27 protein-coding genes, 3 tRNA genes and 1 riboswitch are annotated in these 24042 nt (G+C 38.5%); of the genes, 9 read left to right on the top strand and 21 right to left on the bottom strand.

All coding sequences use genetic code 11. The annotated features are described in order from the left end of the window. Nucleotides 1-116 precede the first annotated feature (116 nt). A riboswitch (cobalamin riboswitch) is annotated at nt 117-352 on the top strand. A gap of 76 nt (nt 353-428) precedes the next feature. The 5 genes from OLM45_RS12865 to OLM45_RS12845 all read left to right on the top strand — a co-directional run bounded on the left by OLM45_RS12865 (nt 429) and on the right by OLM45_RS12845 (nt 4599). Continuing rightward, complete coding sequence (locus OLM45_RS12865; RefSeq protein WP_264510784.1) at nt 429-2378, top strand: TonB-dependent receptor plug domain-containing protein; 1950 nt, start codon at nt 429-431, stop codon at nt 2376-2378. 135 nt (nt 2379-2513) lie between these two features. Further along, nucleotides 2514-3023, top strand: coding sequence for an RNA polymerase sigma factor (locus OLM45_RS12860; protein ID WP_129461405.1), 510 nt, complete (start codon nt 2514-2516; stop codon nt 3021-3023). Beyond that, complete coding sequence (locus OLM45_RS12855) at nt 3010-3468, top strand: hypothetical protein (RefSeq protein ID WP_264510782.1); 459 nt, start codon at nt 3010-3012, stop codon at nt 3466-3468. Before OLM45_RS12860 ends, OLM45_RS12855 begins: the two co-directional genes overlap by 14 nt. A gap of 25 nt (nt 3469-3493) precedes the next feature. Then, a complete protein-coding gene (locus tag OLM45_RS12850; RefSeq protein ID WP_413614186.1) occupies nt 3494-4042 on the top strand; it encodes a DUF4252 domain-containing protein in 549 nt (182 codons plus the stop codon). A gap of 5 nt (nt 4043-4047) precedes the next feature. Next, nucleotides 4048-4599, top strand: coding sequence for a DUF4252 domain-containing protein (locus OLM45_RS12845; protein ID WP_264510780.1), 552 nt, complete (start codon nt 4048-4050; stop codon nt 4597-4599). 47 nt (nt 4600-4646) lie between these two features. On the opposite strand, the gene OLM45_RS12840 is transcribed toward OLM45_RS12845, so the two are convergent. Genes OLM45_RS12840 through OLM45_RS12825 form a run of 4 tightly spaced genes read right to left on the bottom strand, consistent with a single transcriptional unit; the run spans nt 4647 to nt 8355 of the window. Next, nucleotides 4647-5090 carry a sterol desaturase family protein gene (locus OLM45_RS12840; protein WP_129461408.1) on the bottom strand — a complete coding sequence of 148 codons (444 nt, stop codon included), beginning with the start codon at nt 5088-5090 and terminating at the stop codon, nt 4647-4649. 2 nt (nt 5091-5092) lie between these two features. Further along, nucleotides 5093-5932, bottom strand: coding sequence for a phytoene/squalene synthase family protein (locus OLM45_RS12835; protein WP_264510778.1), 840 nt, complete (start codon nt 5930-5932; stop codon nt 5093-5095). Nucleotides 5933-5943: 11 nt separating this feature from the next. Further along, the gene (locus OLM45_RS12830) at nt 5944-7404 is read right to left on the bottom strand and encodes a phytoene desaturase family protein (RefSeq protein ID WP_264510776.1); all 1461 of its coding nucleotides are present in this window, start codon (nt 7402-7404) and stop codon (nt 5944-5946) included. Between the two features lie 54 nt (nt 7405-7458). Next, entirely contained in the window at nt 7459-8355 is an 897-nt protein-coding gene (locus OLM45_RS12825; RefSeq protein WP_264510774.1) for a MerR family transcriptional regulator, read from the bottom strand. A gap of 174 nt (nt 8356-8529) precedes the next feature. Between OLM45_RS12825 and OLM45_RS12820 the strand changes: the two genes are divergently transcribed. Next, nucleotides 8530-8988 (top strand): hypothetical protein, encoded by a 459-nt coding sequence (locus OLM45_RS12820; RefSeq protein ID WP_264510772.1) that lies wholly within the window; start codon nt 8530-8532, stop codon nt 8986-8988. Here the strand turns inward: OLM45_RS12820 and OLM45_RS12815 are convergent. From OLM45_RS12815 to OLM45_RS12800, 4 genes are all read right to left on the bottom strand, one after another. Then, nucleotides 8985-9944, bottom strand: coding sequence for a polysaccharide deacetylase (locus OLM45_RS12815; RefSeq protein WP_264510770.1), 960 nt, complete (start codon nt 9942-9944; stop codon nt 8985-8987). The genes OLM45_RS12820 and OLM45_RS12815 overlap by 4 nt on opposite strands. A gap of 307 nt (nt 9945-10251) precedes the next feature. Continuing rightward, nucleotides 10252-10333, bottom strand: a tRNA-Leu gene (locus tag OLM45_RS12810). 41 nt (nt 10334-10374) lie between these two features. Next, nucleotides 10375-10447, bottom strand: a tRNA-Lys gene (locus tag OLM45_RS12805). A 35-nt stretch (nt 10448-10482) separates the two neighbouring features. Further along, nucleotides 10483-10555, bottom strand: a tRNA-Lys gene (locus tag OLM45_RS12800). Nucleotides 10556-10681: 126 nt separating this feature from the next. Here OLM45_RS12800 and OLM45_RS12795 point away from each other — a divergent pair. Next, entirely contained in the window at nt 10682-11200 is a 519-nt protein-coding gene (locus OLM45_RS12795) for a shikimate kinase (RefSeq protein WP_264510768.1), read from the top strand. Here the strand turns inward: OLM45_RS12795 and OLM45_RS12790 are convergent. Genes OLM45_RS12790 through OLM45_RS12780 form a run of 3 tightly spaced genes read right to left on the bottom strand, consistent with a single transcriptional unit; the run spans nt 11192 to nt 12664 of the window. After that, nucleotides 11192-11689, bottom strand: coding sequence for a phosphoribosyltransferase family protein (locus tag OLM45_RS12790; protein ID WP_264510766.1), 498 nt, complete (start codon nt 11687-11689; stop codon nt 11192-11194). The genes OLM45_RS12795 and OLM45_RS12790 overlap by 9 nt on opposite strands. Nucleotides 11690-11706: 17 nt before the next feature. Beyond that, nucleotides 11707-12291: a TPMT family class I SAM-dependent methyltransferase gene (locus tag OLM45_RS12785; protein ID WP_264510764.1), complete on the bottom strand. Its 585-nt coding sequence runs from the start codon at nt 12289-12291 to the stop codon at nt 11707-11709. Further along, nucleotides 12275-12664 (bottom strand): RNA-binding S4 domain-containing protein, encoded by a 390-nt coding sequence (locus OLM45_RS12780; protein ID WP_264510762.1) that lies wholly within the window; start codon nt 12662-12664, stop codon nt 12275-12277. The genes OLM45_RS12785 and OLM45_RS12780 overlap by 17 nt, the downstream gene beginning before the upstream one ends. Before the next feature lie 78 nt (nt 12665-12742). Here OLM45_RS12780 and OLM45_RS12775 point away from each other — a divergent pair, with 78 nt between their 5' ends. After that, nucleotides 12743-13756, top strand: coding sequence for an FKBP-type peptidyl-prolyl cis-trans isomerase (locus OLM45_RS12775; RefSeq protein WP_264510760.1), 1014 nt, complete (start codon nt 12743-12745; stop codon nt 13754-13756). Nucleotides 13757-13790: 34 nt separating this feature from the next. On the opposite strand, the gene OLM45_RS12770 is transcribed toward OLM45_RS12775, so the two are convergent. The 10 genes from OLM45_RS12770 to OLM45_RS12725 form a co-directional block, all read right to left on the bottom strand. Continuing rightward, nucleotides 13791-14510, bottom strand: coding sequence for a DUF4369 domain-containing protein (locus OLM45_RS12770; protein WP_264510758.1), 720 nt, complete (start codon nt 14508-14510; stop codon nt 13791-13793). Nucleotides 14511-14594: 84 nt separating this feature from the next. Then, complete coding sequence (locus OLM45_RS12765; protein WP_264510756.1) at nt 14595-16445, bottom strand: PDZ domain-containing protein; 1851 nt, start codon at nt 16443-16445, stop codon at nt 14595-14597. A 43-nt stretch (nt 16446-16488) separates the two neighbouring features. Beyond that, nucleotides 16489-17418 (bottom strand): alpha/beta hydrolase, encoded by a 930-nt coding sequence (locus OLM45_RS12760; RefSeq protein WP_264510755.1) that lies wholly within the window; start codon nt 17416-17418, stop codon nt 16489-16491. Between the two features lie 46 nt (nt 17419-17464). Next, nucleotides 17465-17746, bottom strand: coding sequence for a TIGR03643 family protein (locus tag OLM45_RS12755; RefSeq protein WP_264510753.1), 282 nt, complete (start codon nt 17744-17746; stop codon nt 17465-17467). 52 nt (nt 17747-17798) lie between these two features. Continuing rightward, nucleotides 17799-18626: a sterol desaturase family protein gene (locus OLM45_RS12750; protein WP_264510751.1), complete on the bottom strand. Its 828-nt coding sequence runs from the start codon at nt 18624-18626 to the stop codon at nt 17799-17801. Between the two features lie 28 nt (nt 18627-18654). Continuing rightward, complete coding sequence (locus tag OLM45_RS12745) at nt 18655-19257, bottom strand: alpha-ketoglutarate-dependent dioxygenase AlkB family protein (protein ID WP_264510749.1); 603 nt, start codon at nt 19255-19257, stop codon at nt 18655-18657. Between the two features lie 35 nt (nt 19258-19292). Next, nucleotides 19293-19535, bottom strand: coding sequence for a hypothetical protein (locus tag OLM45_RS13240; protein ID WP_319799980.1), 243 nt, complete (start codon nt 19533-19535; stop codon nt 19293-19295). 218 nt (nt 19536-19753) lie between these two features. Continuing rightward, the gene (locus OLM45_RS12735) at nt 19754-20650 is read right to left on the bottom strand and encodes an EamA family transporter (protein ID WP_264510745.1); all 897 of its coding nucleotides are present in this window, start codon (nt 20648-20650) and stop codon (nt 19754-19756) included. A 72-nt stretch (nt 20651-20722) separates the two neighbouring features. Next, a complete protein-coding gene (locus tag OLM45_RS12730) occupies nt 20723-21886 on the bottom strand; it encodes a DUF1501 domain-containing protein (protein ID WP_264510743.1) in 1164 nt (387 codons plus the stop codon). A 1-nt stretch (nt 21887) separates the two neighbouring features. Next, entirely contained in the window at nt 21888-23285 is a 1398-nt protein-coding gene (locus OLM45_RS12725) for a DUF1800 domain-containing protein (protein ID WP_264510741.1), read from the bottom strand. Nucleotides 23286-23377: 92 nt separating this feature from the next. Between OLM45_RS12725 and OLM45_RS12720 the strand changes: the two genes are divergently transcribed. Further along, the gene (locus OLM45_RS12720) at nt 23378-23989 is read left to right on the top strand and encodes a murein L,D-transpeptidase catalytic domain family protein (RefSeq protein ID WP_264510739.1); all 612 of its coding nucleotides are present in this window, start codon (nt 23378-23380) and stop codon (nt 23987-23989) included. Nucleotides 23990-24042 lie beyond the last annotated feature (53 nt).

Raw genomic sequence — 24042 nt, 5'->3', positions numbered from 1 at the left:
CCGATGCTAAGAGGGGATACAGCGGAAAGCGCGCAAGGCGCCCAAATGAAATTATGAATTTTAAATTATGAGTTATGAATTATGGATTGTGTTTTTATAATTGAAAATAAAAATTACCTTTGCGGGCGTATTTCGGTTGGGTAAGCACGTCTGTGTTTATTCATTAAAAGGGAATCAGGTACGTAATAATTCTAAATTCTAAATTCTGAATTCTAAATTTTATAAATCCTGAGCTGTACCCGCAACTGTATGCTACCAAGCTTGTCATCGCTACGATGCCATTGTTCGAAAGAATGAGAAGGCGGATGACAAGACGCAAGCCAGGAGACCTGCCGTGATATACTGAGTATCAAACTTTCGGGATAAAAGTTTGGGTATGGGTAATTCTATACTTTTTTCCCAGTAGTAGTAATTTTTAGGGAACAAAAATGAACAACAAATGGTGGGGTATTGGTGCCGTATGGGCGCTAGTATCAACGTTGGCGTATGGTCAACAAAAGGAAACATCCCAAGTGAATCAACTGGATGAGGTCGTGATTTCCGACACGAAGTTTGCGCAAAGCAAAGAAAAATCGGGAAAAGTAATTTCAAAAATTTCACAAGACGATTTAAAGAAGCGCAGTGGACAAACCCTAGCTCAAGTGCTGAACAGTGTGGCCGGCGTGGAAATCAACGGGAGTCAAAGTGCCAGCGGTAAAAACTTGGGCTACTACATTCGCGGGGGGCGCAACCAACAAGTGTTGATTGTGATTGACGGGAATCCGGTGACGGATCCTTCTGGGATTAGCTTCGAATTTGATTTGCGCTTGATTCCGGTAGACCAAATTGAAAGTATCGAAATCATGAAAGGCGCGGCGAGTACGTTATATGGAACAGGTGCAGCGACAGCGGTAATCAACATCACTACCAAATCGGCTGGAAAAAAAGTACTGCAAGGAAACGGGTATGCGAACATGGGTTCGAACAATACCGCGCAACAAAGTAAGATTAACGCACAGGAGTTCAACCAAGGTTTTTCAGCGAATGGAACGGCAGGTCAAGTAAGTTATGCTGCTTCAGTGAACAGTACAGAATCGAAAAATATGTCGCAACTCGCCCCCCCAGCTGGACAAACGTATGAAGCCGACCGATTTTCGAGAATTAATATTTCGGGGAAATTGGGTTGGAAAGCCACGTCAAAATTACGATTGGATGTGTTTGGGAGTCAGGACAAAATCCAAAACGCCTACGATCAGGCTTTTGACAATACAGGAACGGGCGATACGCCGTTGAATTCTACAACATCAAAACAAGAACGTTTTGGGTTTTCACCAGCGTATACGTACAATAAGGGCGAGTTCAAAATCAATTCGGCCTACACCAAAATCGCTCGGGATTATGACGAGTATAATTCATGGATGAACCAAATCGACCGTTCGAGTTATGTAGGGCGTTCTGTAGTTGTCGATGCGTTTAATAAGTATACCGTTCGCAAAGACTTGTTTGTGATTGCGGGGGTGAATTACCAGTTTCACGATATGAATTCGGTCACGCCTTACGGATCGATTGCTAAGGACACGACGAAGTTCAACATGGTGGATCCGTATGTAACGGCAGTTTGGAATTCAAAATTTGGATTGAACCTCAATGTGGGTGCCCGCATGAATCACCACAGTGCGTACGGCAATCATTTTGTATACAATGTGAATCCGTCGTATATATTCAAGAACCTTCCTGTAAAATTGATTTCATCGGTGAGTACGGCCTATGTGACGCCAAGTTTGTATCAATTGTACTCCCAATATGGCAATCGTACGTTGCTACCCGAATCGAATTTTACAGGAGAGTTGGGATTTGAAACCCAATTGTTGCAGAAAAAATTGGTATTTACAGCGGTAGGATTTTACCGAGAGCAAACGGATAGTTTTGGGTTTTACACGAATCCGAGTACGTTTCAATCCAACTATATCAATATTGATGGGATGAATAAAGCCAAAGGTGTGGAAACATCCTTGGATTATAAAGTGACACAAGCGGTTCGATTGACGGCCAATTACACCTTTACGCAGGTGGATGAAGCGTTAAATCGATTAATCCCGAAGCACAAAGCGAATGTGGGATTAGAGGTGATTCCGTCTTCCCGTTGGTTTGTGAATGTGAATTACCAATATACGGACGGTCGTCGCGATTTATTTTTTGACGGCAACACCTTTGCTACGGTACCGGTTCAGTTGGGGTCCTACTCCCTTTTGAATGGTTTAGTGAAATATGAATTACTCAAAAATCAGTTGACTCTTTTTGCCTCAGCAACGAATATTTTGAATGAAGAATTTACAGAGAATGTGGGGTATTCCACCCGCGGACGCAACTTCCGTATTGGATTGAACCTGTCTTTGTAAAACCAATTACTTTTCATGTTTGTGATTGCTCTTCCTTGATTAACAGGGGAGAGCAATTTTTTTTGAAAAAAAATACCGTTCCTTTGTAACAATCGAAATTGAGGTTCGTCTTCCTTTTATAAACCGGTACTTACCATGCACCAAAACGAATTTGTACAACTGATTACTCCTTTTAAAGACAAGGTTTTTCGCTTGGCAAAACGGTTATTGGTGAGTACGGAAGAAGCCGAAGATGCCACCCAAGAAGTGATGGTGAAGTTGTGGGCCAAAAACGAAACCTTATCTGAATTGAATAGTGTGGAAGCGATGGCAATGACGATGACCCGGAACTATTGTTTGGATCAGTTGAAATCGAAACGAGCTGGGAATATGAGTATTGCGCATAGCAATTACCAAGATCGGCAAGCGGGATTGCAACAGCAAATGGAGGATGGCGATCGGTTACAATGGGTAGAGCGAATGATTAACGATTTACCCGAACAACAACGGATGATTATTCAGATGCGTGAAGTAGAAGAATACGAATTTGAAGAAATCGCCAACGTATTGGGAATGAATGAAACGGCTGTTCGTGTTGCTTTATCGAGGGCACGAAAAGTTTTACGAGAAAAAATGATGCAAATTGAACAGTATGGAATCGGTTAAAAACATAGAATTATTACTGGAAAAGTATTTTGAGGGCGAAACGAGTATAGCGGAAGAAAAAGTGTTGAAACAGTATTTCACCTCCGAAACAGTGGTGCCTCATTTGGAGCATTATCGTTCTCTTTTCGGGTATTTTAAAGCAGAACAAGAAGAAAAACTGGAACAACCAATAGTGTTGACCTCGCAGAAAACTACACTATACCGATGGTTGGTAGCAGCGAGTATTGCTTTATTGCTTGGCGGTGGATTTTGGTTTACCCAACAAGAAGCACCTCAAAATGCAATAGCCCAATCGGAATTAGGAACTTATGATTCGCCAGAGGAAGCTTTTGAAGAAACGCAAAAAGCATTGGCTATGGTGTCGGGTCATTTGAATACTGGTATCGAGAGCATGGGCTATTTAAACGAATATGAAAATTCTAAAAATCAAGTGTTTAAACAATAATTATCATCAAAAAACGAATCGTATTATGAAAACAATTCTTCAAACTTCAGTAAAGCGTCTATCCAAAGGGATAACTGTTTTGGCCATGTTGTTGGTAGTGCAATTGGCATCTGCACAGGCCGTATTTGACAAATTTGACAACCAAGATGACATTCGTGCCGTCATCGTGAACAAAAAAATGTTCTCCATGATGGCGAAAATGGAAGTCAAAGATAAAGACGGGCAACAGTTTTTAGCCTTAGTTAAAAAATTGGACAACCTTAAAGTATTCATGACAGCCAATGACAAACGTTCGACCGAGATGAAAAACGAGGCGATGAAATATGTAAAAACGGCTGGATTGGATGAGTTAATGCGGGTAACAGAAAAAGGGAAGTCCGTTCGTATCTATGTTCGCTCTGGTGCTACGGAATCACAAGTGAAAGAACTGTTGATGTTTATTGAAGGATCAGGAAAAGATGAAACAGTGCTTATGTCATTAACGGGGAACTTTGATTTGGACGAATTATCAGCATTGACTGAAAAAATGAATTTACCTGGAGGAGCTGAGTTGAAAAAAGCAGGTAAAAAATAAGAACGATGAGTACAGTTGTGCGATTATTTTATGCTCTTACATTTTTATTGAGCTTGTTATTGGTGAGTTGCCAATCAGAGCCTAGCATGCAAAAGTATTTTGTAGACCACCAACAAAAACCTGGATTTAGTGTTTTTGATGTGCCTTCCAGTATTATCAATGCGGACAAAGCTCATTTGAGTGCCGAGCAAAAGCGTGTGTTGGGAACCTTTAAAAAATTGAATGTGTTGTTTTATAAAGCCGATCCCAAGCATCCGCATAAAATGGATGCCGAGCGCAAGCAGATGCAAACGATTTTAAAAGATACGACTCATTACCAGCAATTGATGAAGTTTGGTTCCGGGAAAGACGGAGGTTCTATCAGTTTTGTGGGTTCAGAAGATGACGTTGATGAAATAGTCTTATACGGTTGTAAATCCGATGGTGGATTGGCGGTGATCCGAATTTTAGGTGATAAAATGAATCCTGCGGATGCCATGACATTCTTGTCGGTATTGCAAAGTTCCGAAGTGAATATGCAACAATTGGAACCGTTGAAAGGTATTTTAAAACCGTAATTAGAAATAAGAATAAAAAAAATCCCGAAGCAACCTTCGGGATTTTTTTATGATTTGAAATATTTCCAAGGCACGACTAACATACCAAAACATTCTCCGTGTTCCTTGCCAATGTGTTTGTGGTGCATTTTGTGTGCACGACGAACGGCTTTGGCGTACCGATTGTTGGCATTTCTAAACATTTTGAAACGCTGGTGAATGAAAATATCATGTACTAAAAAGTAAGTCAGACCGTAAGCAAAAATTCCTAACCCAATAGCTAAACCGATGGATAAGATATCATTTTGCCACAGTAAAAAAAACGCAATGCTCACTACAGCATAAAAAATGAAAAAGGCATCGTTGCGTTCAAACCAAGAATCGTGGTCTTTTTTGTGGTGATCGGCATGCAAAGACCATAAAAATCCGTGCATCACATATTTATGTGTGAACCAAGCCATGAATTCCATCATGAAAAAAGTGAGGAAAAAAACTAAAAAATGAATCCACATAACTATAATATATTAAGACGGTAAGTGACATAACAACGCGCCAATAGACCAATTTTTTCGTAATCCGGAACGCGAATGCGGGTGTTGCGAATTTCCATAGAGGGCGTTCGTTTTAATTTGGATAATAATTTTTTATAATAAATGTACGCTGTATACACACCAAATTTAGCTTCCAAAGGTAATTTAATTATTCCTGAGTAGGCCGCTTCAAAGTCGGCTTCAATATCCCGAATAATTTCGGCTTTTGAGGCTTCATCTAAACGGGTTAGGTCGGTATTGGGGAAATAGGTCCGACTCAAATCCTCAAAATCGGCTTTGAGGTCGCGTAAGAAATTCACCTTTTGAAAAGCAGAGCCCAAACGCATGGCTGATTCTTTCAATTCGTCATACCTTTTTTCATCGCCATTTACAAAAACCATCAAGCACATGAGTCCGACCACATCCGCAGATCCGTAAATATATTCTTGATATTCAGAATAAGTATGGTACTTGCTTTTGTACAAATCCATTTTCATACTTTTCATGAAAGCTGCAATCAAATGACGTGGAATATTGTATTGATGTACGGTTTTCTGAAATGAATTGAGTATTGGATTTAAGCTAATTCTGTCGTTTAATGCACGATCTAAATCTTGTTCAAATCGCTCAAATAAAGTTGCTTTATCGTAATCATGAAAGGTATCCACGATTTCATCAGCAAAGCGAACAAAGCCATAAATGTTGTAAATGTCTTGGCGAATGGAGGGGGCTAACATTTTTACGGCCGAGGAAAACGAAGTGCTATAAGCCTTAGTTGTCGTGCGACTGCATTCATAAGAAACTTGATCAAATAGCGATTTCATATTGTATGCGTTTAGTTGTTTTTTTCAATTAATTCGGACACTAGTTTTCCTGAAATTAGGGAAGGAGGAACGCCAGGTCCGGGAACAGTAAGTTGGCCTGTAAAATACAGGTGATTTACTTTTTTACTTTTCAGTTTGGGTCGTAAAAATGCCGTTTGGAGCAGTGTATTTGCCATTCCATACGCATTGCCTTTATAGGAATTGTATTCTTTGATAAAGTCGTTCACACAGAACGATTCTTTAAATAAGATATGTTCACGAACCGGTTGTTCGGTCAATTGTTCTAAACGGGTTATTATTTTATCAAAATACTGATCTCGTAACGCTTCCGTATCTTCCAATCCTGGAGCTAAAGGAATTAAGAATATAGCGGCTTCTTTTCCTTGTGGGGCCGAATTTTCATCCGTTTTCGAAGGAAAACTGGCATAAAACAACGGTTCTTTCGGCCATTCGGGATGGTCATAAATCGAGGCTGCATGCGCATCAAAATCCACATCAAAAAAGAGACTGTGGTGTTCGACGTGCTCTAATTTTCTATCCAACCCAACATAAAACAGTAGGGAAGAAGGGGCGAACGTTCTTTTATCCCAATAAGCCTCAGAATACGCTCTGTGTTGCGGTTCAATCAGTTGTTCCGAGTGGTGGTAATCGGCACCCGAAAGTACGATATCTGCTTTTAGGTATTTTCCGTTCACCCAAACGCCGGTAGCTGTTTTTTGAAAAACCTCAATTTTGTCGACAGGTGCATTCGTATGTATAGTAACCCCTAATTCACGTGCTAATTGTTCCATTCCTAATATAACCGAGTACATTCCGTTTTTGGGATGCCAAGTTCCCAAACCGAAATCGGCAAAATTCATGAAACTATAGAATGAAGGTGTGTCTGAAGGTTTTGCCCCCAAAAACAAGACTGGAAATTCCAAAATGGAAACTAATTTTGGGTTTTTAAACTGTTTGCGGATATCTCTAGAAATGTTACTAAAAAACTGTCCAACGCGAGTAGCGGTTTGTAGTGTAACCAATTCGAGCGGTGAAACCCCGGGACGATAAACCAAATCTTTGATGGCAATATCATAGTTGTCTTGTGCCGTCTTCATGAATTTTTTCAATCGTAGGCCTGATCCTTTTTCGATGGATTCAAATGTTGTTGCGATGGTATCCATGTTATCACTGATTGTGATAAAATCATGAATACCAAAATAGACTTGATAGGCTGGATTTAATTTAATGAGTTCGTAGTAGTCGGAAGGTTTTTTGCCAAAATCAGCGAAGAACCGTTCAAATACATCGGGCATCCAGTACCACGTTGGTCCGATATCAAAGGTAAATCCATCGCGTTTGAGTTGGCGCGCTCGACCACCAATCGTACTGTTTTTTTCGTAAATAGTTACGTTGTTACCCGCTTTCGCCAAATAGCAAGCGGCAGCTAATGACGAAAATCCAGATCCTAATATTGCAATTTCTTTTTTCATATTGTTTAACAAATATAGTAAAAAGTTAAACAATTTACTGTCTTTAAGAAAAATTTACAACTGTCCCAATAAATCGGTGATGGATTGAAAGACCTTTGTAGTGCTATTTAATTTTTGTTTTGAAATATGTTCTGTCATGCGACCGATAAGCCATAATTCATTGGTTTCATTATTGGTTGCTTCTTGAAGTTCTTTTACATATTCATTGACTTCGTCTGCAGTGGGTTCAACGGTAATATAGCCGATGAAGGTAATATTGGAGAAATATTTTTTCACATCGGCGAGATTATCTACCGGTACACTTTCTCCTAGGTAGACCGTATTGTAACCGCGGTAATTCAATTCATAATTGAGGTACATTAATCCCAATTCATGAATTTCGTTTAAAGGTAGAAATAAAACAAACGTTTTGTCATCATGAAGTGCAGGTTTTTTTATTACCTCTTCCGTATTTATTAGTAATTTTAATTTTATAAGATAGCTGATAAAATGTTCGTGTGCAGGTGTGATGGTATCCGACTGCCATAATTCGCCCAATTCTTCCATCAGTGGGATGAATACTTCGAAAAACACTTCATTGAAGCTCTTTTCGGACAACAATTCGTTATAAGTTTCAAAAAAGAGTTTTTGATCAAAATTCATCATCGCCAATTTAAAGGCGCTAATGGCATGATGTTTGGCGCTTTTTTGTGAAACGATTCCCCTTACTTTTTCTTTAATTTCTTCGTCGGAAAGGGTTGAGATTTTGGAAATTTTATACCCGTAATCGTGCAGTAATGTGATATTTAATAGCTTTTGAAGTGCTTTGATATCATAAAAACGAATGTTGGTATCTGTGCGCATGGGTTCAAAAACGTTATAGCGTTTCTCCCAAATGCGGATGGTATGGGCTTTAATACCGGAAAGATTTTCTAAGTCTTTGATACTAAAAGTATTCTTGACGTTATTCATTACTTTGTTGTTTTGTTTAACAAATGTAGTTAAATAATTAAACAAAAAGTAAAATTTGATTTATTTTTATTTATTTAACCAATCACTAACATTTTCTTGGGAGGGTTTTAGAGTTATAAATATTAATTTTAATCTAACATTCAGGGTTCATTGTTTAATTTAATACTATTAGGTATGAATCGAATTCTTTTATTTGCAAGTCTTTTTTTGGGTTTTTTGGGAAGTGCACAACAGTCTTTTGATGTGCCATTTGTAGTTACTCAAAATTTAGCAGCCCAATTTCCAAATCATTCAACAGTAGAGTGGCAACATGATTTTAGGGGTAAAAATTCAGAAAATGAAGTGTTTGTTGCTCATTGGATTGAAAAAAATAAAGCTTTTGAAATTGTTTTTTCGAAGTCAGGTGCCATTCAAGTTATTGAAGAGTCTATTGCGTTTAATGAACTTCCCAAACAGGCAAAACAATATTTGGCGAAAAATTATCCTACAAATCATCTCGATGTCGCTTCCAAAGTTAGTGACGGAAAACGGCTCACCTATGAAGTAGGCATTGAACGTGATGGAAAATTTATAGATATACAATTTGATGATACGGGGTATTATCTTCAAACGGTTGAAAAAAATAGTAATTAGTGCTTAAATTCTTTTTCCATGTCGGTTCCTAAATCGTAAAGTAACCATTGTTTTTGTTGGACTGCGGCATATTCTTTATGAAGAAGTTTCAAGAAATCTTTTACACCAATGGGTTCGTTACCGTTTCCATGGATGAGGACAATACTGCCTTGATAGACTTCTTGGCCTTTTGCTAACCAGGCATCACAACCTATCGGAATTAAACCCATGGCGGTAATTTGAGTTACTGCATTGGCGCTAGAGATTAAGCCAGGAAAACGAAAATAGATTGAAGGAATAAGATGATGTTCTAAGAGCGCCACTTCATTTTTTAAAACTTCATCGGTTATCGAGGTCCCTTTTTCAAGGATAAAATTTTGGTTCAAAGGGAGGTTAGGGTCATAATGATGGTTAAAAGTATGATTGATCCATGTTATTTTGATCTTGTTTTTCTTTTCTAAGTTGGTTAACCATTCAATATCTTGTTCGTGAGTCATTAAAAATTTTCCTGTAATGGATAATCCAACAGGAATGGGTTGTTCATTGGTTGGAAAAGTTTTAATTAATTCTAAAAATAAATCTCGGTCTAAAGGTTTGTGGGACGGACAAAGATCGATAGTGAGTGTAATTCCTTTTTCATTTGGAAATCGATGACTAATGCCCGCATCTTGTAATGGGATTGCATTGGTATTTGCTTCTTCAAGTGCTTTTTTGTATGGCGAAGAATTGGACGTCAATGAAACAATCGGTTGTATTTGGAGTGACTTTAGCGGGATGACTTTTGTTTGAAGTGAGGTAGTACTTACTGCTAGTCCCCATTTTTCTCCAAGTTGGTTGAATTCACGTAAAAGTATCCATGTGTTGTTTTCTTGAATAAAAGTTCCTAACTGGACGGTGTAGTTTGAAATGGAGTTGTTTTGAGCTGCGCAGAACAGACTTGTGAATAGCAGCAACCGTAAGCAAAAAGTAAGTTTCATGGCAAAAAATTTAGTCTAAAGATACATTAACTATAGGGAATTGTACTTTTTTAAAAATAATAATTTTAGAGAAGAACAGAGCAAAGTCACGAGGGATTCTGCTTCGCAGTTCCCATAAAGGGCCGCTTTGAAAAAGAAAAGGACAAATAGAAATTTTAAAATAAATTTTAATTTCAGAAGTGAACGGAGTAAAGTCACGAGGGATTCTGCTTCGCAGTTCCCACAAAGCTCCGCTTTGAAAAAGAAAAGGACAAATAGAAATTTTAAAAAAAAAATTTAATTTCTATTTGTCCTTTTCTTTTATTCGTGACCACGATGGGATTCGAACCCATACGCCTTGCAGCACCACCCCCTCAAGATGGCGAGTCTACCAATTTCTCCACGTGGCCAAAACAAAAAAAGTCATTCGCACGCGAACAACTTTTGTTTGTGACCCGACTGGGGCTCGAACCCAGGACCCCAACATTAAAAGTGTTGTGCTCTACCAACTGAGCTATCGAGTCAGTGCATTCTATTTTGTTTTGACATAAGGTCTTTGTGACCCGACTGGGGCTCGAACCCAGGACCCCAACATTAAAAGTGTTGTGCTCTACCAACTGAGCTATCGAGTCAATAACATTTCTTGAATGCGGGTGCAAATATAAGGCGATAAAATTAATTTTTCAAAGCAATTTTATTTTAAATTTACCTTTTTTTAAATTTCATTCTTAACGCCTTAATTCCTAAGGTTTTACTTTATGCAGAAAGTTGTTTTAACGGGTTATATGGGGTCTGGGAAGTCGGTCGTGGCTGCTCAAATAGCCCAGAAATTACACTGCGATTGGATTGATTTAGATCAAGAAATTGAAAAAGTTGCAGGAATTTCAATTGCAAAACTCTTCGAGTTGAAGGGTGAATTGCATTTCCGAAAACTGGAACACGAGTTGTTTACCCAATTGGTAACAAGTTCTGAATCATTAATCATCAGTACTGGTGGAGGAACACCTTGTTATTATAACAATCATCAATTGTTACAACACACTGATGTAGCCTCTTTTTATCTAAAGGCTGCAATTCCGACCTTAGTCAGTCGATTGCAAAATGAGCGCATGAAACGCCCTTTATTGGCTAATTTAACGGATGTCGATTTAGAGGAATATATTGCCAAACATCTATTTGACCGGAATTTCTATTATTTACAATCCAAGTTTGTAATCACAGTGGACGAAAAGACAGTGGAACAAATTGCAGATGAAATTATTGGGCGACTAACTTAAAACGGCATACGATTCGTTCTCTTCAAAAACTACGGAAACATGTTCTTGGGATGAAGTTGATAATGAAATGCCTTTAAAATCTACTTTTATTGGGAATTGTTTGTGGTTGCGGTCAACAAGTACAGCCGTTTTAAATTTTTTTAAAGGGACCTCTAAAAAATGTTTTACACCATACATTAACGTGCTACCCGAATTCAATACATCATCCACCAAAACGACTCCTTTGCCTTGATATTCTTGGGTAGAAATTGAGGTTGTAATAGTGTCTAAAGGATTTTGCTTATCGATATAAACTTCACAAAAAATTACTTTGACCGGAGAAATACTTTCTAAAGTTGAAGCAATGCGTTGGGCTAAAACCGAACCATTTGAGGCGATTCCAGCGATAACTATGGTTTCTTCTTCCACAAAAGTTTCATAAATCTGATACGCGATACGTTTGATTTTATGTTCGATTTCTTGATGACTTAAAATGGTGTTCTGACTCATGGTAGTGTGTTGTTGCGTTATTTTTTGATAAAGATAAAAAAGAGTTCGTTGCCTTTACGCGGAGGAATAGAATTGTAGGCTGTTTCTAATGTTTTTATTTTGAAATATGGAGAAAATCGATGGATGTATTCCTCATTTGATCCGCCAAAGGGTGGCCCCGATTCTGTAAGTGGGAATTGGAATAAGAGTCCGATTAATTTCCCTCCTTTTGCTAAAAGTCGGTGCATATGCTGTACATATTGATCCCGTAAACTGGGGTCTAGAGCACAATAGAACGTTTGCTCAATAATTAAATCGTAGGCTGCTGAATGTTCAAAAAAATCAACGTGGATTAGTTGTTTCGGGTTTACTTCGGGTAAGCGATTTTGAATGTTAAGCAACGGCTGATGGGCAAAATCCAAAACATAGACATTCGTAAAACCATGAGTGATTAAATATTCAAATTCATAACTGTTGCCGCCACCGGGGATTAGTATACGAATTGACTTATCTTCAATTTGGTCCAAATAGGTTTTTAAGGGTGCGGTAATGTTGCCCACATCCCAACCCGTTGATTGGGTTTCGTATCGATTTTGCCAGTAGGCACTATTCAGTTTCGTCATCGCTCCAAGTATTTTCCTCCAATTCGTCCAAATCGCGACGGTCTTTTTTGGTGGGGCGTCCGGTTCCGGCCCTGCGGTAGTGTTCTTTGGATAATCGCAACAGTTCGAGATGTGCAAAAGCTTCCGCTGGCGTATTGTCCTTGCGATAAATGTCAACTAACTTCGCTCCAACCCGATTGGGCGGTAAATCCAATACCACAATTTCATAGGTAATTTGATCTTTACGGAAGTGGATAGAATCACCTGGATAGACTTCGCGAGAGGCTTTACATACTTGGTCATTCACGGAAACTTGGTTTTTTTTACAAGCTTCCGTTGCGATATTTCGAGATTTGTAATAACGCACACACCACAGGTATTTATCGACTCTCATAAATTGCTAAAAACTACGTTAAATAGTTTACAAAAATAAATCAATATTGTATCTTGCGGGCATTAAATACAAGAAAAAATGCGTTTAAGAATTTTGTTGAGTATTGCTGTTTTTGCTAGTGTAATGCTCTTTTCCTGTTCAAAAGATAACAACAGTACTGTAGTTATTCGTGACAAAGCAGAACAATATGCCACAGACATTGCCGCCATTGATGAATTTATTGACACGCATTACATGGAAGTAGATCCTCTTACTTACGATGTAGATTTTGTAGAAATCCCAGAAAATGGGACACAGCAATCCATTCGTGAGCAAACCCAATATCCCTTAAAAGATACTTTAATTACTCAAGATGATGTAGATTATAAAGTCTATTTTTTAAAGTTTAGAGAAGGAACACAAAAACGTCCTACACAAGTGGATTCCGTTCATGTAGCCTATAAAGGTATTAATTTGGATCTTTCGGTTTTTGATGAAGCACCCGTTGCCAATTGGTTTACACTGGAAACAGTAATTACCGGTTGGGCACATATGATTCCTAATTTTAAATCGGGTACCTACACCAACGTTCCTGGCCAACCTTTGCAGTATGACAATTATGGTGCTGGTGTAGTATTTTTACCTTCTGGTTTGGGCTATTTTAATGGGTCGTCCACCAATATTTCACCCTATTCTCCTTTGATTTTTTCATTTAAATTAATTGAAGTCCAATACAAAGATCACGATCGTGATAAGATTTTCTCTAAAGATGAACGAAGTTTTCCGTTAACCAATTGGAGTGATAATCCCAAAGATTTTGATTCCGATGGGGATGACAAAGCCAATTATGTTGATGTAGATGATGATGGGGATGGTTTTCTAACCCGAAACGAATTGTTGTATACCGTGAATGGGACCAATTACTACTATCCTTTTAATGGTGCTTTGGTAGATGATCCAACAACACCTAATGTGGATGAACGCAGAGGGATTCCGAGAAAATATACAGGACCCGTTGTCAATGGAGTAGCCACTCCCGTGGATGAAGATTTTACCGCTAATCCTCGATTACGACGTCATTTAGATCCAACAGCAACGCCTGTTAATCCATAAAAAAAGCGGTCATTTGACCGCTTTTTTATTTTTATTATTGTCCCATTTTTTTTCGCTCTGCGACAAAGGCCTTTAATTTTTTACCGTATTTGGTTTTGGCAATTTTTGGGCTGATTGATTTATCTATGGTGTCCAAATATTTTAAAGTCACATCGGGAATCTCCGCCAAAGTAATATAAGGAGCGATTTCATAATCCCCGTGGTTCACGACAAAATTTGTAGTTGTGAGGTAACGTCTTCTCAAATTATCGTCTTGTTCTTTTTGGATGCTGTCAATACGAGCCGTATTTTTTTCATTAATAGCGATTAATCGTGCCTGAATCAAATCCAAATTTTTATTGATTAATCGGGACATCATTAGTCGGTACTCATTGTATAAATCTTGGTTTTTCGAACCTTTAATGGTCGCATCAGCCGTAAAGTAATCCAATGAAGTTTGAATGGTCATACTGCCTGGTTCCGCAAAAAACGGCAGGTTGTTGTCAATGGAATTTGTTACGCCTCGATCCAAAAACAAATACAACATTTCGGGTTCTTTTAAATCGATATGTGTACTGAAATCCGATTGACCATTGAATTTTAGCGTGTCAATAGGAACCAATTTCGAACTGTCATTTAGACGCTGAATGTATAACGTTCCTTTTTTAAATCCTTTTATGGTTCCACTGATGTCTAAACCGTCTTTTGGTTTTTTCTCCTCAGCACAAGAAGCCAAAACTAGAGCAGCGAATCCGCCTATAATACTATTGCGCATGGTTTTAAAATTTTCACAAAGATGAAAAAAAATCCTCAATCTGTTTTACAAATTGAGGACTTTAAAAAACGGGTCTATTCAAGTTTATCCTTTCAACCAGGATTCTTTCAATCGGTTTTTGGTGGAGTCGATAACCATAAATCCTTCCGACTCACTATACGAAAATAATGCTTTTCCTTTTAATGTCAGCGTTTTACCGTCTCTTTTTATTGTTAAAGTTACGGATTCGTTTTCGTTCCATTGTTGGACTGTATCCATTAGAGATGCAATGTCATCCATTGAGAACGCTTTTTCATTAATGGCTACAATAACATCATTCGCTTTTAATCCCATGGATTTCATGAATTCTGACAATTCAACGCTCTCGCGAACTGTGATTTGTTTCTCAGCATTAGCCGTAATACAGGGAGTATATTTTAAAAAGAATGGATTGTCTTTTTTCTTCACTTTTCCTTTTCCAACACCCATTTTAGCGAAATAAACATCATAGTCTATGGGAGTTGTTCCAGAAACATGCGTACGCAGAAAATCACCTACTTCAGGATAGGTAAGCGCTACAACACGATCAAATAGAGCACTGTCCTCAAATGGACGCGATGGGCCGAATTCATTGGTTAATTTTTGCATTAAATCCAAAACACCACGCTCCCCATTACTTTTTTCACGAATAATGATGTCCAAACACATGCCAATCAACGCTCCTTTTTCATATACATTGGTGTATTGATCTTTATAGGGTGCCTTCAAAACATTCTGACTCATTTCTGTAAACGACATATTGTCTTTGAATTGTTTGGCATTTTTAATTTTACTGCGCATTCTTCCATAAAAGTCATCTTCACTGATTAACCCTTGATTGACTTGGAATAAATTGGCGAAATATTCCGTAATTCCCTCATACATCCAAAGGTGTTGCGACATTTTCGGCGCATTGAAATCAAAATAATGGATTTCGTTCGAATGCACACCCAATGGCGTTACAATATGGAAGAATTCATGCGAAACCACATCAATTAATTGTTTGCCCAACATTTCTTTGCCCATCATCTCAGGGAAAACTACAGTTGTCGAGGTATTGTGTTCCAAAGCTCCAAATCCTTTAGCATCCGCTCCAGTTACATTGGATAAATACAATAAAATGGAATATTTTTTATTGTTGTTAATCGGACCCAAAAACTTTTTCTGAGCACGAATCATTCGCTCAATATCGGGGGAAAGGGCAGCGGCATTGTGTTTTCCACTGGGAGAATAAATGCTAAATAAAATCTCCATGCCGTCAACAGTAAAGGTTGTGTAATCCGGTTTGGCATACATAATCGGATTGTCTACTAATTCGCTGTACCGATTGGCTAGAAATAAATCTTCTGTCGAACTTGGGTCTGAATCCGTCAATGATGTGGCACCAAATAATCCTTCGGGATGACTGATTTTTACCAAATACGGTAGGTCTTTTTTACCTTCGAAATAACCAATAAATCCGTGTTGGTTAATCATAAAGTTTTTATCCGCTAAAATATTGGTTCCAGCCGGTGAAAAAATACCTTCGCCAAAACGCATACTTTTTTCGGTATCGTAAGTGTCATTCACAAAATAGGTCAAAGTTTTTAACTTTTGAGCGTCTTTAATTGACCATGAGTTTTTGTCCAAAGTAGTTACCGTTAATGGATTTCCGTCTTTGTCAAAAGCCTTTACTTCTTCAATCATTTTTCCATAATCATCTTCAGAATAAGTGCCTGGAATGATTTTGGGCAAATGATACACAATTTCAGTTTCTTGAATAGTTGGAGCTGTAATGGTGACTTTTACTTTATCATCTTTCACCTGAATTAAATCCAAGTGAACACCCACGTCGTTGCGTAATTGTTCCGTCTTTGGTGCAGAACCGCAACCGATAATGAATAATGCCGTTGCGAACGAAAGAAGTATTTTTTTCATAAGGATAATTTTCGTTCGATAAGTAGCTCAATTTTACTTTTCGTTACAATTGTTGGACAAATTGTGTGATAATTGCTACCAACTTGGGTTCTACAGGTAATGTGCCGTCGGTATATGCTGCTGTATTTAGCTCTAATGTTGGCGTATTTTTCAAAACATGATTCATGTCTTTTATAATTTCTAATTGCGCTTTTGGATAGGCTTTTTTCAAAAGTTCGGCATCTTTCACTTGTACTTGTAAATCTTGATCACCATTGATAATCAGTACCGGAATGGTTAATTTTTGAATTTCGGTATACGGATTGTACTGAAACCAAGACAGTAGGTATGGGATCACCGTAGGTCTAAAAATAGCCGCTGTATTTTCAACTTTTGTGTCACAACTCCATTTCCCTGTGGATTTCATGGTATCTATGCATTGTTGTAGTGAGGCAGCCGCTTCAGGGTGGTCTTTGGTCAATTGTTCCGTTAGAATTTGATCAGCTGGGCGACCCGGACCTGAAATGGAAATATATCCAGCGACGCCCTTTTGTGCCGTTAGCATCCCAATTAGCGAACCTTCACTGTGCCCAGCGATGATTATCTTTGTATAACTATTTTTGGATTTAAAATATTCCAAAACACTGGTAGCATCAACGACCATGTCTTCAAAGCGCAATTTGCTTTCATCTAAGGTTTTATTGATGATTTGGGCAATAATGCGTTTGTCATAACTAAAAAAAGCAATGCCATTTTGTGCGAGTTGTTGGCCTAAATATTTATAACAATTGGTGGACAAACCGGGTTGGTTGCCATTTCGATTTGTTGGCCCGGAACCGGCAATGAGGATTACAAGTGTGGTCGAACCCGAATTGGGTTGCATCAAACTTCCTTTGATTAATGGGTTAATTTCAATTTCTTGGGAAGTAAATGAATTTTGTCCCACGGCAGTCAATGAGAACCAAAAGAGTAGCAATTGTAATACAGGTTTCATAGGTTATGATTTTACCTAACGAATGTATGAATTTTAATAATGGTATTTAGCGCTTGGAGATTTTATTTCCCGTGATTTGGCGTTGTAAAGTACACTTGAAGCGATCGATACCATTCACTCTTTTGTGGGCATGTTTAGTCGCTCTTCCTTGAACGCGAGCCCGCCACATCCGAAAGCTGGACGGCTTCATTTCCCGTCGCATTAAAGTTATGGTTTCTTGTTCCGATAAACCAAATTGATACGTAATCGCTTCGAATGGCGTGCGATCTTCCCAAGCCATTTCAATGATGCGGTCAATTTGCTCTTCGGTTAACGTACTGTAATCCATAGTGGCAAATTTCGAATTTACCAATGAAAAAGTACGATGAACAAGCGTTAAATTATTCTTGTGAAGGTTTACGAATGGGTTGGAACGGAATCTTCAACAAATTCCCTAAAGCATTGTTTTCTTTGGGGTCCATGTGCGTATCCACACCATAAATAAGCTGTTCACGTTCCATATAGGAAAAGGTGCCAAAAATTCGATCCCAAATCGAAAAGATGTTTCCGTAATTACTATCGGTATACGGTAATTGGTAATGGTGATGAATTTTATGCATGTCGGGTGAAACAATGAAAAAGCTTAAAATCTTATCGAGTTTTTTAGGTAAACAAATATTCGCATGATTGAATTGGGTAAAAACCACCGACAAGGTTTGGTACAAAAACACCATCCACATGGGGCAACCCACAAGTAAAACCCCAATTGTAGTGAAAGCAAAACGAATCACACTTTCACCCGGATGGTGACGGTTTCCTGAGGTTGTATCAATGTAAGTATCCGTATGATGAATTAAGTGAAAACGCCACAACAAGTACCAGCGGTGTTCAAAATAATGGGCCGCATAGGCACCAATTAAATCCAATAGTAGGAGTCCGCTAACAGTATACAGCACCATTGGCATTTTTGGCAACCATTGTAATAGCCCAAAATGATGCGTTGTAACCCAATCGGCGGTGAATAACAAAATAAACGCCAAAAGGAAATTGATGATAATGGTGGTCAGGGTAAAAAATAAATTAATGCCCGCATGTTGCCATTTGTTGTATCGAAATTTAAAAAAGGGAACGGCACTTTCCAAAATCCAGAAAAAGGCGATGCCTCCTGCTAAGATGGCGGCACGATGGGAGGAAGGAATGGATTCAAAGTAAGCAATGAGTTCGTTCATACTATTTCGATTTACTCAAAAATACAATTTATTTCAATATCCGAAACGTGAGGTTAATGCGGGGTCCTATGGGTTTGGTCGTCTTCGGAATTTGGTGTTTCCAAAAATGTTGGGTTGTTCCTTTCATTACCAGCAAACTACCGGACGTTAAATTGATTTTGAGTTTTGCGTCTTTGATTGTATTGTGTTGTAAATGAAACATACGTTCCGCCCCCAAACTTAGCGAAGCAATCACTGGATTTCGGCCGAGTTCTTTTTCATTATCCGCATGCCAACCGTTACTGTCTTGGCCATTGCGGTATAAATTTAGTAACACAGTAGTAAACCGTTCTTCGCAAACCGCTTCGATTTCTTCTTTTAAAAAAGTTAATAAAGGTGTCCAAGGATGAGGTTGCATCACAATATTTGAATACGCATACGGTTTTCCTTCATTGCCAAACAAAGCCGTGAGTCGGGGTTGGGCATGCGTTTTACCATATACAGTAATAGAATCCTGTTGCCAAGGAATTTCCGATTGCAATTTTTGAAAAAAATCAACCGCTTTTTCCTGACCTAAAAAGTTGGGATACAAGATGATTTCAGCATCGGGGACAGCAAATGCAATAGGCTCTTGAAAATCAAAAAGTGACATGCTCAAAGATAAACACTCTATAAATTATTTCCAATTTAAAGTAAAGGCTGCGAAAAGTCAATGTAATAATACGCCCAAATCATCAATACGAATTGCAAAGGCAAACGCAAATAAAGTAGCCAAACGGGTAATCCCAGTCGGGCTTCCTTGAATATCGCCATATAGATATTCGCGGGAAATATGACTACCAATAAAACAATTATCGACAAGGCTGCAATGTTGGTAAATCCAGAAATACATAAGCAAATGCCCAAAAGTATTTCTAAAAATCCAGTCATCTCATTGATGAATTTTTTATTCGAAAAAAAAGGAGGTATAATTTTATAGTAGAGTTTGGGGTTCCGGAAATGATTGATGCCAGCCACTATGTAAATTAGGGACATGACATACAAATGCCAGGGTTGCTCCATGTTTAGTTCGATTTTCGAAGCGAATGTAGTAAAATTTTAACATTTAATATAAAAAAATTCGCTCAAAAAGTTTCGCTATCAGGTAATTACTCCTTCTTTTTAAGATTGATATTCATCAAAACAATAGCGAAAATAATGAGAGCAATTCCCGTCCATTGCAGAAAAATCACTTTTTCATTCAAGATAACAAAGGCCATCATTACGGATACAGGAAGTTCTAAAGCCGAAACGATACTGCCCAAGCCAATCCCCGTAATTGGAAATCCGGCATTCATTAAAATTGGAGGAATGATGGTGCCAAAAAGCGCTAAGAAAATTCCCCATTTCATGAAAATAGTGAAATTGAACGGTGTATTTTGGGTAGCCAATGCAAATCCAAAAACGATAATCGCTCCGCCCAATAACATGTATAAACTGCGTTGTGCAGAAGAAATACCGATAGCCACACGATTAGCCGTAAACATAGTTGTAGTAAAGGATGCGGCAGCCATTAATCCCCAAAAAATGCCACGCCAATCCAACGCAACAGCATTATTTAAGATATTGGTTGCCAGTATTGTTCCCGTTAATACAATCAGAACAGCAATAATTTTTTGTCCAGAAGGGGCTCTTTTCTCTAAAATCCATTCCAACAAAACACCCATCCAAACTGTTTGCATCAGCAATACAATGGCAATGGAAACATTGATGTAACGCACGCATAAATAATAGAAAACACTCGTCATTCCTAAGGAAGTTCCGGCCAGCATCAAGTTAAAGATGTTCTTTGGAGTTGCTTTTTCAACCGCTCTTTTGGCTTTGGATTTATTGAAGGCATTGATCAAAAGCATCCCTACAATTCCGTAAATAAATTGGGAAACGGTGACTTCAGCCGTGGTATAGTTTTCGCCGTAAGCTAATTTTACAAAAGTGGCTAACATCCCATAACTTGAAGCCCCTAAGCCGACTAATACTACCCCTTTGAATACGTTCGATCCTGACATTTTCTAAAATTTAAAAAGCCGGCAAAGATACGCCATTACTTTTCAAATTGACAAGATTCCGGTTTGATTTCTTTAAAAAATGCCGGTTAGCCCCGCTTGTTGAATACCAATTAGTTTGGGGTCAAAGGCTAGTTTTTGTTCCAAAATTCGGGCGTACACACTTCGAAAATCGGTCTCATGTTGCAAGTCGCCTTGGGTTAACTGACTTAAATTTGGGTTTTTTCCAATAATTTTTCCCGAAGTATTGCCGCCAATAATAAACATGGGCGCTGCAGTGCCGTGGTCGGTTCCGTTCCCGTTGTCTTTCACCCGTCGGCCAAATTCAGAGAAAACAACTAAGGTAACTTGAGGCAACAAACCCGCTTTTTTCATTTCTTGGTAAAACGCAAAAACCGCCTCATCCAGTTCGCCCAATTTGTTTTTATGCACCGCCAATTGATTATCGTGGGTGTCAAAACCGTTGTGACTGGTGTAATATACTTTGGAGTGCAAATTCCCTTTGATCAATCGGGCTATCCATTCTAAATTTTTGCCCAACTGACTCTTCGGATACGTCACTTCGGTGGTGGATTGGGCTATGGCATTGCGAATGTCATCGGCGCCTTCAGTAACGGAGCGAGCAATTTTTCGCACAAAGTCCAATTGGGGATTGTCGGATAATTTGGTACTGTCACTTTCGTTTTTACTGCGAAAACGCTCCGGATCTTTCAACGTAATGGCATTGGGTTCTTTACCTTTGAGTGCCAAATTGTCAATACTGTCCAAGTTGACAGCTCCCGTGGGATGATGTTCTTTGTAATGCATGTCCAAATAGCGTCCCAGCCAACCTTCATTCAGAAATTCTTGCGATCCTGAGGCCGTTTGCCAAATTTCTTGACTGCGAAAATGCGATCGGTTAGGTTCGGGGTAACCCACATTTTGCACTACACACAGATCACCATTTTGTTGGATTGTTGCCCAGTTTTTTAAAGCCGGGTGCCAACCCATTCCGGTGTTCTTCCCTATAATTTCACTTTTGGGAATGCCTACATTTTTACGGTATTCATAATACAACGGGTCATCAAAAGGGATGAAGGTATTGAGTCCGTCATTGCCGCCATTCAATTGAATAAAAACGACGCACGAGTCGCCAACCACGCCAGTTCGATGTGATCCCATCGCGTGTAAAAAGTCGGGAACAACTAAAAGTCCACCCGTAAAAGTACCTGTTAAGCTTAAAAAGTTTCTACGATGCATCTTAAATCAATTGAAATTCTGGTGTTTTTATGATGTAATTGAATAACCGAATAACGGCTTGTTGGGCATTGGCACTTTGGCCATCAAAATCATATTTTAAGACCGATTCCATGTCTTTTTGGAGTTCGGGACTTACCTGAAAAAGCAAACGGTTGCTTAGTTTTTGAATGATTTCCACATTGGAATCGGTAGGTGAAAAAGCAATCGATATATTTTGTGGCTCATTTTTCATTTTTGGAACATCCCCATTTTCAGGAGCATCTTTAAAAATCCTTCGGTTTAAGAGTCGGCCACTACAGAGCAAATCGCCACTGTTTTGTCGTTGCAAATAGATTTGAGAGGTAAGCCAACTCGTACCGCCATCCCAGCCTTTGACATTGGGTTGGTTGAATAAATCCATGCCTTGTTGTCGTAAAAAGAAAACCAAAACGGGAATATTCGGCGCTTTAATTTGAAGTTCGTCATGGAGTTGTGCGATAAATTCCAACGGATTTTTAATCTTACTCCCTGCAGTAGGTTTGGCGTATTCTTCCGTAAAAATTTTGAGTAACAAAGGTTGGATTTCAAAATTGACTTTTCGAAAATAATCCCCATAATAGGTTACCAATTTTTCGTCGGGGGTATCAAATATGAACCATTTCAAGATTTTACGAGTGATTAAATAAGGAATTTTGGGTTGTTCAAAAATTTGATCGACCAAATCATCGGCTTTGAAATGCCCTGTTTTCCCCAAGTAAGTAATCGTATCATTATCCTCGATACGCGGACGGTATTGCGCTTTGGTTTCGCCAAGATTCAAGCCAGCCAAAGCTTTGGCACCATTTTTAATATCTTCTTCTGTATAATTTCCGATGCCTAAAGTGAAAAGTTCGAGCAGTTCCCGACTCAAATTTTCATTGATTTCACCACGTTTGTTGTCCACATTGTCCAAATACCGAATCATGGCGTTGGTTTGTATGACGGCTTTGGTCAGGGTTTTAAAATTACCAAACGCCATTTCTCGAAGAAGTTGGTTGTGTTGGTAAATCCACCAATTCACTTTTACTTTCTGACTGGTTGCCACAAAATGATTGTGCCAAAACAGCACCATTTTCTCGCGCAAAGGAAATTCAGCCTGAAGTAGCTCCTGAAGCCACCATTGTTTGAGTTCAACTCCTTTTTGAATTTGCTCTTTGATTAATTTTTTAGCTTCTTCGGATTGCCCATTTTTAAATTGTTGGCGTTTCTCCCGAAGTTCTAACAACGACTTTGGATCGTCCTTCAAACAGGCGGGCTCGGTTTGTGAAAAAGGCGCTTTAAAGGCTTTTTTCAAAAACGATTCCATTCCCAAGGCTTGAATAGTGGGTGCTTGACGGTTTGAAAATCCGAGGCGTAAAGACCAAAGATGTGGAAGTTCCATGCGGTTCAGTTTTTTGATAAGACTACTTTTAACAGTTAAGGTTTAAATATTTTTTAAAAAATGGAGTTATCCTAATAACCAACCTTTCATCCATGAGACATGTAGTTATCGCTTTTGTGTTACTTTTAATTTGTTGTAATAATGGTAGTTCCAAGGAAAATAAGCCACTTGCGCCACCCGCAAAATCCTATGTTAAAAATCACCAAGAAGCTCTTGCCTATTGTAAAAAGAACGGGTTTAACACCAACTTTTATTATTTAGTGGATTTAAGTGTGCATCCCGGAAAGTTTCGGTTTTTTGTATACGACTTTAAAAAAGATTCTATTACGCATAAAAATATTGTGACTCATGGCAGTTGTGATGTCTTTGAAGAAAATCCTGATCAATGGGAAAAAGCAAAATTTGATGCCCGTCAAAATAGCCATTGTAGTATGAAAGGCAAATTCAAAATTGGAAAACGGGATTACAGTTCATGGGGAATTAAAGTCAAGTATTGGTTGCATGGTATGGAAGAACAAAACAAATCTGCCGTTGATCGAGTGGTAGTTTTACATTCGTGGAGTGCCGTATCCAATACTGAAATTTATCCGCGTGTGAGTCCGCTAAGTTGGGGCTGTCCCGCGGTTTCGGATGCTTTTATGCGGATTTTGGATCAACAATTGCAAACGACTTCACGTCCCGTTTTGCTTTGGATTATTGATTAATATAAATAAAAGTTTATATATATTATTTAAAACATAAATAAAAATATATGAAT

The sequence above is a fragment of the Flavobacterium sp. N1719 genome, from assembly GCF_025947045.1.
GTDB classification, from domain to species: Bacteria; Bacteroidota; Bacteroidia; order Flavobacteriales; family Flavobacteriaceae; genus Flavobacterium; species Flavobacterium stagni.
The sequence above is the reverse complement of the archived record's forward strand: the minus strand, read 5'-3'. Positions and strand labels throughout refer to the sequence as shown.

Excerpts from the sequence above, each read along its gene's own strand:
- OLM45_RS12865 (WP_264510784.1), top strand. The coding sequence starts at position 429 with ATGAACAACAAATGGTGGGGTATTGGTGCCGTATGGGCGCTAGTATCA.
- OLM45_RS12860 (WP_129461405.1), top strand. The coding sequence starts at position 2,514 with ATGCACCAAAACGAATTTGTACAACTGATTACTCCTTTTAAAGACAAG.
- OLM45_RS12855 (WP_264510782.1), top strand. The coding sequence starts at position 3,010 with ATGGAATCGGTTAAAAACATAGAATTATTACTGGAAAAGTATTTTGAG.
- OLM45_RS12850 (WP_413614186.1), top strand. The coding sequence starts at position 3,494 with ATGAAAACAATTCTTCAAACTTCAGTAAAGCGTCTATCCAAAGGGATA.
- OLM45_RS12845 (WP_264510780.1), top strand. The coding sequence starts at position 4,048 with ATGAGTACAGTTGTGCGATTATTTTATGCTCTTACATTTTTATTGAGC.
- OLM45_RS12840 (WP_129461408.1), bottom strand. The coding sequence starts at position 5,090 with ATGTGGATTCATTTTTTAGTTTTTTTCCTCACTTTTTTCATGATGGAA.
- OLM45_RS12835 (WP_264510778.1), bottom strand. The coding sequence starts at position 5,932 with ATGAAATCGCTATTTGATCAAGTTTCTTATGAATGCAGTCGCACGACA.
- OLM45_RS12830 (WP_264510776.1), bottom strand. The coding sequence starts at position 7,404 with ATGAAAAAAGAAATTGCAATATTAGGATCTGGATTTTCGTCATTAGCT.
- OLM45_RS12825 (WP_264510774.1), bottom strand. The coding sequence starts at position 8,355 with ATGAATAACGTCAAGAATACTTTTAGTATCAAAGACTTAGAAAATCTT.
- OLM45_RS12820 (WP_264510772.1), top strand. The coding sequence starts at position 8,530 with ATGAATCGAATTCTTTTATTTGCAAGTCTTTTTTTGGGTTTTTTGGGA.
- OLM45_RS12815 (WP_264510770.1), bottom strand. The coding sequence starts at position 9,944 with ATGAAACTTACTTTTTGCTTACGGTTGCTGCTATTCACAAGTCTGTTC.
- OLM45_RS12795 (WP_264510768.1), top strand. The coding sequence starts at position 10,682 with ATGCAGAAAGTTGTTTTAACGGGTTATATGGGGTCTGGGAAGTCGGTC.
- OLM45_RS12790 (WP_264510766.1), bottom strand. The coding sequence starts at position 11,689 with ATGAGTCAGAACACCATTTTAAGTCATCAAGAAATCGAACATAAAATC.
- OLM45_RS12785 (WP_264510764.1), bottom strand. The coding sequence starts at position 12,291 with ATGACGAAACTGAATAGTGCCTACTGGCAAAATCGATACGAAACCCAA.
- OLM45_RS12780 (WP_264510762.1), bottom strand. The coding sequence starts at position 12,664 with ATGAGAGTCGATAAATACCTGTGGTGTGTGCGTTATTACAAATCTCGA.
- OLM45_RS12775 (WP_264510760.1), top strand. The coding sequence starts at position 12,743 with ATGCGTTTAAGAATTTTGTTGAGTATTGCTGTTTTTGCTAGTGTAATG.
- OLM45_RS12770 (WP_264510758.1), bottom strand. The coding sequence starts at position 14,510 with ATGCGCAATAGTATTATAGGCGGATTCGCTGCTCTAGTTTTGGCTTCT.
- OLM45_RS12765 (WP_264510756.1), bottom strand. The coding sequence starts at position 16,445 with ATGAAAAAAATACTTCTTTCGTTCGCAACGGCATTATTCATTATCGGT.
- OLM45_RS12760 (WP_264510755.1), bottom strand. The coding sequence starts at position 17,418 with ATGAAACCTGTATTACAATTGCTACTCTTTTGGTTCTCATTGACTGCC.
- OLM45_RS12755 (WP_264510753.1), bottom strand. The coding sequence starts at position 17,746 with ATGGATTACAGTACGTTAACCGAAGAGCAAATTGACCGCATCATTGAA.
- OLM45_RS12750 (WP_264510751.1), bottom strand. The coding sequence starts at position 18,626 with ATGAACGAACTCATTGCTTACTTTGAATCCATTCCTTCCTCCCATCGT.
- OLM45_RS12745 (WP_264510749.1), bottom strand. The coding sequence starts at position 19,257 with ATGTCACTTTTTGATTTTCAAGAGCCTATTGCATTTGCTGTCCCCGAT.
- OLM45_RS13240 (WP_319799980.1), bottom strand. The coding sequence starts at position 19,535 with ATGACTGGATTTTTAGAAATACTTTTGGGCATTTGCTTATGTATTTCT.
- OLM45_RS12735 (WP_264510745.1), bottom strand. The coding sequence starts at position 20,650 with ATGTCAGGATCGAACGTATTCAAAGGGGTAGTATTAGTCGGCTTAGGG.
- OLM45_RS12730 (WP_264510743.1), bottom strand. The coding sequence starts at position 21,886 with ATGCATCGTAGAAACTTTTTAAGCTTAACAGGTACTTTTACGGGTGGA.
- OLM45_RS12725 (WP_264510741.1), bottom strand. The coding sequence starts at position 23,285 with ATGGAACTTCCACATCTTTGGTCTTTACGCCTCGGATTTTCAAACCGT.
- OLM45_RS12720 (WP_264510739.1), top strand. The coding sequence starts at position 23,378 with ATGAGACATGTAGTTATCGCTTTTGTGTTACTTTTAATTTGTTGTAAT.